Origin of the sequence: Streptomyces sp. 8K308 (assembly GCF_004348315.1) — a bacterium.
Taxonomy (GTDB): domain Bacteria; phylum Actinomycetota; class Actinomycetes; order Streptomycetales; family Streptomycetaceae; genus Streptomyces.
The window spans coordinates 25380-34167 of record NZ_SMKC01000045.1 but is presented as its reverse complement, the minus strand read 5'-3'; the positions used below and the strand labels follow the sequence as shown (position 1 = coordinate 34167).

Below are 8788 nucleotides of genomic sequence, written 5' to 3'. Positions count from 1 at the left end.
ACACACACCCGCCCACGGCCAAACCCCCGAGAACAACGACCAGACCCCCAACCAACCCCAGCCCACCAGCTGACAACAACCACCACCCTGGCCCCGTACCGGACAGCGAGACTCAGCTTCCCGGGGCCATGACCTCGGCCCGCACCGTGACGCTGGGGCTGTCCCGGAAGTGCAGGGTGAACGGCACCTGGTCGCCGACCGCGACGTGCTGGGGCCGGCGCACCATGACGTCCAGGGTCAGCGGGGTCATCTCCAGCACCTCACCAGGGCCGATGGGTACCGATTCGAGCATCTCCATGGTGCCCGCGCTCTCGGTGGCGGGGGCCGAGCGGCTCAGCATGATGTCGTCGGACAGCGGCGAGGTGACGGCCACCAGCTCGTCGGCGCCCTCGCCGGTGTTGGTGACGGTGAAGAAGGCGACCGTGACGGCCGGGTTGGGGGCGGTCCACACCCGGGCGTCGGTCACCGTCAGCTCGGCCAGGCGGCCGGCCTGTCCGCTGAGCGTCCAGGCGGTGAGCCCGGTCAGTGCCAGCCCGCAGGCAACCAGGGGGGCGACGGCGGCCCGCAGGCCCTCGCGGAGCCTGGCGGTGATCGATCTCATGCCGTCCTCCGCGTGGTCAGGCCATCCCGCCGGGGCGCCTGCCAGCCGCGCAGCGTGAGGCTGTTGGCGACGACGAGCAGCGAGCTCGCCGACATGGCGGCGGCGGCGATCATCGGGTTGAGCAGGCCGAGCATGGCCAGCGGCACGGTCACCACGTTGTAGCCGAAGGCCCAGGCGAGGTTGGTGCGGATGGTGGTCAGCGTGGCGCGGGCCAGCCGGATCGCGTCGGAGATGACGTGCACGTCCTCGCGAGCGAGCGTGACATCGGCGGCGGCGACGGCGGCGTCGGTGCCGCTGGCCAGGGCGATGCCCAGGTCGGCGCCGGCCAGCGCGGCGGCGTCGTTGACGCCGTCGCCGACGAACGCGACGCGGGCACCTCGGCGTTGTAGGTCGGCGACCAGCGCGGCCTTCTTCTCAGGGCTCAGGCCGGCATGCACCTCGGTGATGCCGGCGTCGGCCGCCACTACCGCCGCGGGGGCTTCCCGGTCGCCGGTGGCCAGCACCGGGCGCAGTCCGAGGCGCCTGAGGTGGTGGATGGCCCGGTAGGTGTCGGACCGGAGGCGGTCGGCCAGGGTGATGACGGCCTGGGGCTTGCCGTCGACGGTGACGAGGGCGGCCGTCGCGCCGGCCGCGTCGGCGCGCGCCACGGCCTCGGCGAGCCTGGTGGGGAGCGACGTGGCAGGTTGGACGACGCGCACCAGGTGTCCTTCCACCTCGCCGCGCACGCCGAGCCCCGGGGTCTGTTCCACGGCGGTGGCCGCGAGCGGCGGATCGTCGGGCGCCACGCGGCGCGCCTCGCGGACGATCGCACGGGCGAGGGGGTGCCCGGAGGCGGACTCGACGGCGCCGGCGAGCGCCAGCGTCCGGTCGGCGTCGACGCCCTCGCCGGCCGTCACCTCGGTGACCGTCAGCCGGCCCTCGGTGAGGGTGCCGGTCTTGTCGAGCACGATGGTGTCGACGTCGCGCAGCGCTTCGAGCGCGGTAGGGCCGCTGATCAGCACGCCCATCCTGGCGCCCCGGCCGGTCGCGGCGAGCAGCGCGGTGGGGGTGGCCAGGCCGAGGGCGCAGGGGCAGGCGACCACCAGCACGGCGACGGCAGCGGTGACCGCGGCCTCGGGGGCGGCGCCCGCGCCGAGCCAGTAGCCGAGGACGGTGGCCGCGAGGGTGAGGACGACGGGCACGAAGCGGGCGCTGACGGCGTCGGCGAGCCGCTGCACGCCCGCCTTGCGGGTCTGGGCCTCCTCCACCATCCGCGTGATGCGGGCGAGTTGGGTGTCACTGCCGACGGCCGTGACCCGTACCTCCAGCACGGCACCGGAGTTGACGGCGCCGCCGGCCACCGGCTCGCCCGGCGAGACCTCGACGGGGCGGCTCTCACCGGTGATGAGGGAGAGGTCGACGGCGCCGCCGCCGGCCTCCACCACGCCGTCGGTGGCGACGCGGTCGCCGGGCCCGACGAGGAAGCGGTCGCCGACCCGCAGCTCGGACACGGGGACGCGGCGCCGTTCGCCGCCGTCGAGGACGGTGACGTCGTGGGTGGCGAGCTCGGCGAGGGCGTGCAGGGCGGAGCCGGAGTCGTGGCGTGTCCGGTTCTCCAGGTGGCGGCCGAGCAGCACGAACGCCGGGACGGCGACGGCCCCTTCGAGGTAGAGGTGGGCAACGTTGGGCGAGGTGTCGGGCAGCAGACTGAATGGCATGGTCATGCCGGGCGTGCCGGCGCCGCCGAGGAACAGCGCGTAGCCGGACCAGACGAACGACGCGGCCACGCCGAGCGAGACCAGGGTGTCCATGCTGGCCGAGCCGTGCCGCAGCCCGCGCACCGCCCGCTGGTGGAAGGGCCAGGCGCCCCAGACGGCGACGTAGGCGGCGAGCGCGAAGCACAGCCACTGCCAGTTCCGGAACTGCCAGGGCGGCACCATGGACAGCGCGAGGACCGGCAGGGACATCGCCCACACCAGGAGGAGCCGGCGCAACGCCACGGTCTCGGTGGCCTGGCGGTCGTGGACCGCCAGCGGTTCCGGTTCGGGCTGTTGGGCGGTGTAGCCGGCGGCCTCGATGGCCTCGATCAGCTGGGCGACGCTCACCTCGGCCGGGTGGGTGACACGGGCCCGGTGGGTGGCGAGGTTGACGCTGGCGGTGACCCCGTCGAGCTTGGCCAGTTTGCGTTCGACCCGGCTGACGCAGGCGGCGCAGGTCATGCCGCCGATCTCCAGGTCGGTCAGTTCCTTGTCGACGGGCGCGACCTGGGGCGCGGTGCTCACCACGTCACCGCCGTGGTGTCGGGCGCGGGCAGGCTGTGCCCACCACCGCCGCCGTGTTCGGACTGCTCGGGCTCCTCGCCCGACGGCCGCTCGCGCATGCCGGGGGCCACCGGGCCGACCATGTTGCCGACGGCGTAGGACGCCGCGAACACCAGGGCGAGCAGGAGGACGAAGGCGTACACCGAGGGCGGTGGGCCCGGCAGCTTCGGTGACTTCACGGGAGGATCTCCTTCTCAGGGGTCGGGACCCGACGGTGGTCGAAGGCGATGAGCGGGTCGCCGTTGAGTGGGTGCTTGGTCACGGCGGCGTGGACGCCGAAGACGCGCTCCAGCAGTTCGGCGGTCAGCACCTCGGCCGGCGGTCCGGAGGCCAGCAGCCGACCGTCGCCCAGCACGTGCAGCCGGTCGCAGACCGAGGCGGCGGCGTTCAGGTCGTGCAGGGCGACCAGGGTGGTGCGCCGGTGGGCGCGGAGCAGCGTGAGCAGTTCCACCTGGTGGCGGACGTCGAGGTGGTTTGTGGGCTCGTCGAGCACCAGCACCCGGGGCTCCTGGGCGAACGCCCTGGCCAGCAGGGCGCGTTGTCGTTCGCCGCCGGAGAGGGTGGCGAAGTCGCGCTCGGCGGCCGTCGCCATGCCGACCGCGGTCAACGCCTCGTCGACGGCCGCGATGTCGGCCGTGCTGTCCCCGGCGAGGGGCCGCTGGTGCGGGGTGCGGCCCATGGCGACCACCTCGCGGACGGTGAGGTGGAAGTCGCTGCCGCGCTCCTGCGGCAGAGCGGCCACCCGGCGGGCGGCGCGGGCCGCGGACATGAGGGAGACGTCCTCGCCGTCCAGCAGCACCCGGCCGGCGGCCGGCCGCAGGTGGCGGTAGACGGTGCGCAGCAGCGTCGACTTGCCGCTGCCGTTGGGCCCCACCAGGCCGGCGATCTCGCCGTCGCGCGCCAGCAGATGAACGCCGGCCAGCACGTCGCGCCCGCCGAGCGTGACCCGCAGGTCCTCGATCTCCACTTTCACACGGACCTCGCAAGCCGTCGGTCGAGCAGGTACAGGAGCGCGGGCGCGCCGAGCAGGGCGGTGACCACGCCGATCGGGAGTTCCTGGGCGGGCAGCGCGGTGCGGCACACCAGGTCGACGACCGTGAGCAGCAGCGCGCCGGTGAGGGCGGACAGCGGCAGCATCCTGCGGTGGTCGCCACCGACCAGCAGCCGACACAGGTGGGGCACCAGCAGTCCGACGAAGCCGATGGCGCCGGAGACCGACACCAGCACGCCGGTCAGCACGCTGGTGACGACGAACAGTTCGCGGCGCAGCCGGCGCGGGTCGACGCCGAGCCCGGCCGCGGTCTCGTCACCCATCAGCAGCGTGTTGAGTCCCCGGGCGCGGGCCAGCAGGAACACCAGACCGCAGGCGACGGTGAGGGCCGGCAGCGCCAGGCGTTCCCAGGTGGCGCCGCCGAGGCTGCCCATCAGCCAGAACAACACGCTCTGGGTGCGTTGCTGGTCGCCGGCCCGCAGCACCAGGTAGCTGGTGACGCCGGACAGGAACTGCCCCACCGCGACGCCGACGAGCACCAGGCGGAGCGCGGAGAACCCGCGCTCGCGCCGGGTGAACGTCCACACCAGCGCGAACGACAGCAGCGCGCCGCAGAACGCGGCCGACGAGAGACCGAGGCCAAGCAGCCCACCGGCCCCGGCGCCCAGCACGATCGCGGCGACCGCGCCGAGCGAGGCGCCGCTGGAGACGCCGAGCAGGTAGGGGTCGGCGAGCGGGTTGCGCACCAGCGCCTGCACCGCCGTGCCCACCAGGCCGAGCCCGGCCCCGACCAGTGCGGCCAGCAGAGCGCGGGGTAGCCGTAGTTGCCAGACGATCAGGTCGTCGGTGCCGGGTTTGACCTCCTGCCCGGTGAGCCGGCGGCCGACGACGCCCCAGACCTCGCCGGGGGCGATGTCCGTCGTGCCGAGGCTGACCCCGGCGGTCAGCGCGGCGAGCAGCAGCAGGACGAGTGCCAGCGCGAGCGGTCCGGGTCGCAGCCGGCGGGCCGTGCGCCCGGCGGCCTTGGCGGTGGCGGTCATCTAGCCGGCGTCCGCGAAGCGGTCGGCGTACACGGTCTCGGCGATGGTCTCGACGGTCTCGGCGTTGCGGACCCCGGCGATGGTGGTGGCCTCCAACCCGATGCGGAGGAAGCGTCCCTCCCGCACGGCGGTCAGGTCGCGGGTGGCTGGATGGTCGCGCAGGGACTGCTCGGCCTCGTCGAACGCGGCCTCGGTGGCCGCCGCGTCACCGCGGTTGCGTACCGCGATCTGGATCCAGTCGGGGTCACCGGCGACGACGTCCTCCCAAGAGGAGGGCTGGTAGTCGGTGTCGCAGTCGGCGAAGACGTTGCGCACCCCGGCGAGGGTCAGCACGGCGTTGGCGACCTGCCGGTTGCACACCGCCATCGGTTGCTCGGCGCTGGCGTCGAAGTCGTAGATCCAGTACGAGGGACGGTCCTCGGCCGGCACGTCCGCCACCACCTCGCCGACCCGCTCCAGCCGCCCGGTCATCTCGCCGATCAGCTCCTCGGCCCGCTCCGTCGTACCGGTGACGGCGCCAAGACGGCGGATGTCCTCCGTCACCGCGGCCAGGTCCTCGCGCGGCCCGTCGAGCGCGGCGGCACAGGCCGTGGACAGCAGGAACATGTGGTCGATGCCGGCCGCGGCGAACTCCTCCTCGGTGGGGAAGCCGCCCATCCCGTCCATGCCGTCCATCGATCCGAAGGTGTCGATGTACAGGTCGGCGCCCGAGCCGAGCAACGTCTCCTTGTCGATGACGCCCTCGCCGAGCACGGGAACCGCCTGGGCCTGGGCGTCCAGTTCGCCGGGGAGATAGCCGGCGCCCGGCGGGAAGCCGGTGCCGATCACCCGGTCACCGGCGCCGAGCCGCAGCAGCATCTCCAGGCTGGACGCGTTGCTGGTGACGATCCGCTCGGGACTCGATTCGAACACCGTCCCCGCCCCGGCGCAGTCAGTGACCGTCACGGGGAAGCCACCGCCCGCCGTGCCGTCGCCGCCCTCCCCACCCGCGGCGGACGAGCCGCCGTCCACCTCGCCACCGCATCCCGCCACCACGACGGTCAGCAGCGCGACCCCACAGGCGATCGCCCAACGACGCATGGTCCCTCCTCCGACTTTCGCACCATCCGGCGCTCTGCCTCCGCCGGCTCGTCTCAGTAGTCGGGGTCCTCGAGTCGCGGGTTCCCGTGGTCGGCGCCACCGAGCTTCCGGTGGCGCCGACCACGCCGCGCCGGTCCGCGATCAGGCGAGCAACTGGGCGGTCAACGTGCGCCTGGCCCGGTTCACCCGGGAGCGGACGGTGCCGACCGGGCAGTCCGAGACCGTCGCGACCTCCGCGTAGGGCAGGCCGAGGAGTTGGGTCAGCAGGAACGCCTGCCGGCGCTCCGCCGGCAGCTTCGCCACCAGGTCCTCGATGACCACGCCCTCGTCGACACCGGGGACGTGGCGGGGTTGTGCCGCCTCCGCCAGGTACTGCCAGGCGTCGGTGGAGACCAGAACGGGCCTGGCCCTGTCATACCGGACGCGGTCGACGACGACCCGGCGGGCAATCGACAACAGCCAGGTGCGGGCGGACGACCTGCCTTCGAAGCGCGGCAGGGCCCGCAGGGCGCGCAGGAAGGTCTCCTGGGTGAGGTCGTCCGCGCCCTGCGGATCGCCGGTCAGGTGGGTGACGAACCGCCGGACGTCGGGGCGGGTGGCCGCGACGAAGCGCTCGACCGCGCTCTCGTCCCCGGCGCCGGCCGCCAGCGCCCAGCGGGTCACGGCTGCATCGTCCCGTGTCGGGGCAGCGCGATAACGGGTGGTGGGTTCCACTGTGTGGTGTCCTTCGCGTGGACCGGCGTGCCCGCACGCAGGCGGGTACGCGCCGGTGAGTCAGGGGAGCCGGGCGCGGCCGGTCGGCCGCGATCCCGGGGTGGTGCCGTGCTGTCAGCGGACAGCCGGCGCCACCGGTGGGCCGCGCGAAGGGACGACCCGAACGAGAAGCAGCCGGCGCAGCACCTGGGCGGAGTGCGCGAAACGGACGGGGCGCGCTGGAGGCGCCACGACGGGGCAGGGCGAGAACAGCCACCGCATCGGGGCGAGCAGCCACCGCGTGGTGGCGCGCAGCAGGCGGAAGACGGCGCGCTCACCGCCCGACAGCCACACCGCGCTCAGCACCGCCGCCAGGACATGGGCCGCGAGCATCCCGCCCGGCTGCCCGCCGCCGTGGGACGGTGCCGCCGCCGCGAGGTGGCCGAGGCCGGCGTGGTGCAACAACTCAGCGGCCTCGCCCTGAGACATCGAACCGTCGTTGGGCGGCCCGCACAGCAGCAGGTCGGCCCACTCCGGCGCGGACCTCGCGCCGCTGGGCGCGCCGTGTCCGGCCGTGCGGGAGAACGCGGTGTGCAGCAGCCCCTGGGCGGCGAGCGTTCCGATGATCACGGTGCCGGGACCGCGTTCGCGGCGCGCGAATGCCCACGCTCCCACGGTCGTCACGGCGAAGCCGGCCACGAGGGTGAACCACGGAACGGGGTGGCCGGACATCATCTGATGCCCCAGCGCTGACAGCAGCACGCACAGCGCCGCGAACACCGAGGCCCGCGCCGCCCGCACCACCGGACCCGCTCTCATGACTCCCGCATCGTCCCATTGACCTGCTGTGGGCTGGAGTGCCGGGTGGTCCCGAAGGCGACCACCCGACACGAGACGGCTCAGGGCTCCGGCTACCCGGCGCCGAGCCCCGCCTTCCGCCGACGCAGAAAGTGCCCCACCACGGTGTCCAGGGCCAGGAAGACCGCGAGCGGAATACCGAAGAGCGGCAGGAACCAGCCCACGAGCAGCAGCTGCCGCGCCAAGCGGAACCGGCGTGACGGCGGTCACCAGGTAACGGGGAGCCGGTCGAGACCCCGCACCATCCGGCCGCGCCGCCAGTCCAGCTCCCCTTCGGAGAGCGCGAGCCGCAGGTTGGGGAAGCGGCACAGCAGCGACCCGATGGCGACGCGCAGCTCGGCCTTGGCCAGTTGCGCGGCCACGCAGTAGTGCGGTCCCGAAAGCCAGGTGCGGGTTGGGCCGGCGCGTGATGTCCAGTTCCTCGGCGCGGTTGAAGACCCGCTCGTCGCGGTTGGCGACGTCGATCTGCACCATGACCGCCTCCCCGGTCCGTACCAGCGCGCCGCCCAGTGCGACGTCCTCCAGCGCGATGCGGGTGAAGCCGGCCGAGGTGACCGTGGGCGTGTGGCGCAGCAGTTCGTCGACGGCCCGGTCCAGCAGCCCCGGGTCGGCGCGCAGCGCGGCGAGCTGGTCGGGGTGGGTGAGCAGGCTGTGGGTGAAGTTGCCGATGTGGTTGGAGGTGGTCTCAAGTCCCGCGTAGAGCAGCGTCACGCCGAGGACGACCAACTCCTCCTCGTTGAGCCGCCCTTGCTGGTCCCGGCCCTCGACCACTGTGCCGAGCAGGTCGTAACACGGCGGGCCACGTCGAGGAAGGCCGTGGGCTCGTCGAGCACCAGCACCGAGGGCTCCTGCGCGAGGGCACGCGCCACCATCACCCGCTGCCGCTCGCCGTCGGACAGGTCGCCCAGCAGCCGGTGGCGCAGCGCCTCGACCCCGGCGTCGGCCAGCGCCCGGTCGACCGCGGCGCGGTCCCCTGCCCCGCCCCGGCCGAGCCACGACCGGTGCGGCACCCGGCCGAGCGTGCCACCGCCTCGACGCTCGACAGCCTCATGTCGACCTGCTCGGTCAGGGCGATCGCCAGTCGCCTGGCGCGCTGCCAGGGCGAGAGGGCGTCGACGCGGCTCCGCCCTCGGCAGGCGCCTCTCCGTCCGCAGGAAGACGTGACCGACCGCCAACACGGCATACAGCACGGTGGTCGCGGCGAACTGATGGCGCCGGCGGTTGG

At 73.9% G+C, this 8788-nt stretch carries 11 protein-coding genes; all 11 read right to left on the bottom strand.

All coding sequences use genetic code 11. The features are described 5' to 3' along the window. Positions 1-112: 112 nt before the first annotated feature. Positions 113-601 (bottom strand): copper chaperone PCu(A)C, encoded by a 489-nt coding sequence (locus E1265_RS09850; protein WP_132929873.1) that lies wholly within the window; start codon positions 599-601, stop codon positions 113-115. Beyond that, positions 598-2799, bottom strand: a complete 2202-nt coding sequence (locus tag E1265_RS09845; RefSeq protein WP_132929876.1) for a cation-translocating P-type ATPase — start codon at positions 2797-2799, stop codon at positions 598-600. Before E1265_RS09845 ends, E1265_RS09850 begins: the two co-directional genes overlap by 4 nt. Positions 2800-2858: 59 nt before the next feature. Further along, a complete protein-coding gene (locus E1265_RS09840; RefSeq protein ID WP_132929872.1) occupies positions 2859-3080 on the bottom strand; it encodes a hypothetical protein in 222 nt (73 codons plus the stop codon). Beyond that, positions 3077-3874 (bottom strand): ABC transporter ATP-binding protein, encoded by a 798-nt coding sequence (locus E1265_RS09835; RefSeq protein ID WP_132929871.1) that lies wholly within the window; start codon positions 3872-3874, stop codon positions 3077-3079. The genes E1265_RS09840 and E1265_RS09835 overlap by 4 nt, the downstream gene beginning before the upstream one ends. Then, a complete protein-coding gene (locus E1265_RS09830; protein WP_132929870.1) occupies positions 3871-4932 on the bottom strand; it encodes an iron ABC transporter permease in 1062 nt (353 codons plus the stop codon). The genes E1265_RS09835 and E1265_RS09830 overlap by 4 nt, the downstream gene beginning before the upstream one ends. After that, complete coding sequence (locus tag E1265_RS09825; protein WP_132929869.1) at positions 4933-6012, bottom strand: ABC transporter substrate-binding protein; 1080 nt, start codon at positions 6010-6012, stop codon at positions 4933-4935. A 141-nt stretch (positions 6013-6153) separates the two neighbouring features. Continuing rightward, positions 6154-6726 carry a sigma-70 family RNA polymerase sigma factor gene (locus E1265_RS09820; protein ID WP_243740647.1) on the bottom strand — a complete coding sequence of 191 codons (573 nt, stop codon included), beginning with the start codon at positions 6724-6726 and terminating at the stop codon, positions 6154-6156. A 114-nt stretch (positions 6727-6840) separates the two neighbouring features. Further along, positions 6841-7524, bottom strand: coding sequence for a hypothetical protein (locus E1265_RS38815; protein ID WP_132929867.1), 684 nt, complete (start codon positions 7522-7524; stop codon positions 6841-6843). A gap of 92 nt (positions 7525-7616) precedes the next feature. After that, on the bottom strand, positions 7617-7748 hold the full coding sequence (locus E1265_RS40265; RefSeq protein ID WP_279571418.1) for a hypothetical protein: 132 nt from the start codon (positions 7746-7748) through the stop codon (positions 7617-7619). A gap of 21 nt (positions 7749-7769) precedes the next feature. Then, positions 7770-7925 carry a hypothetical protein gene (locus E1265_RS38810; protein WP_243740646.1) on the bottom strand — a complete coding sequence of 52 codons (156 nt, stop codon included), beginning with the start codon at positions 7923-7925 and terminating at the stop codon, positions 7770-7772. Between the two features lie 345 nt (positions 7926-8270). After that, a complete protein-coding gene (locus E1265_RS40260) occupies positions 8271-8573 on the bottom strand; it encodes an ABC transporter ATP-binding protein (RefSeq protein WP_279571417.1) in 303 nt (100 codons plus the stop codon). Positions 8574-8788: the final 215 nt, after the last annotated feature.

Excerpts from the sequence above, each read along its gene's own strand:
- E1265_RS09825 (WP_132929869.1), bottom strand. The coding sequence starts at position 6,012 with ATGCGTCGTTGGGCGATCGCCTGTGGGGTCGCGCTGCTGACCGTCGTG.
- E1265_RS09845 (WP_132929876.1), bottom strand. The coding sequence starts at position 2,799 with ATGACCTGCGCCGCCTGCGTCAGCCGGGTCGAACGCAAACTGGCCAAG.
- E1265_RS09830 (WP_132929870.1), bottom strand. The coding sequence starts at position 4,932 with ATGACCGCCACCGCCAAGGCCGCCGGGCGCACGGCCCGCCGGCTGCGA.
- E1265_RS09850 (WP_132929873.1), bottom strand. The coding sequence starts at position 601 with ATGAGATCGATCACCGCCAGGCTCCGCGAGGGCCTGCGGGCCGCCGTC.
- E1265_RS38815 (WP_132929867.1), bottom strand. The coding sequence starts at position 7,524 with ATGAGAGCGGGTCCGGTGGTGCGGGCGGCGCGGGCCTCGGTGTTCGCG.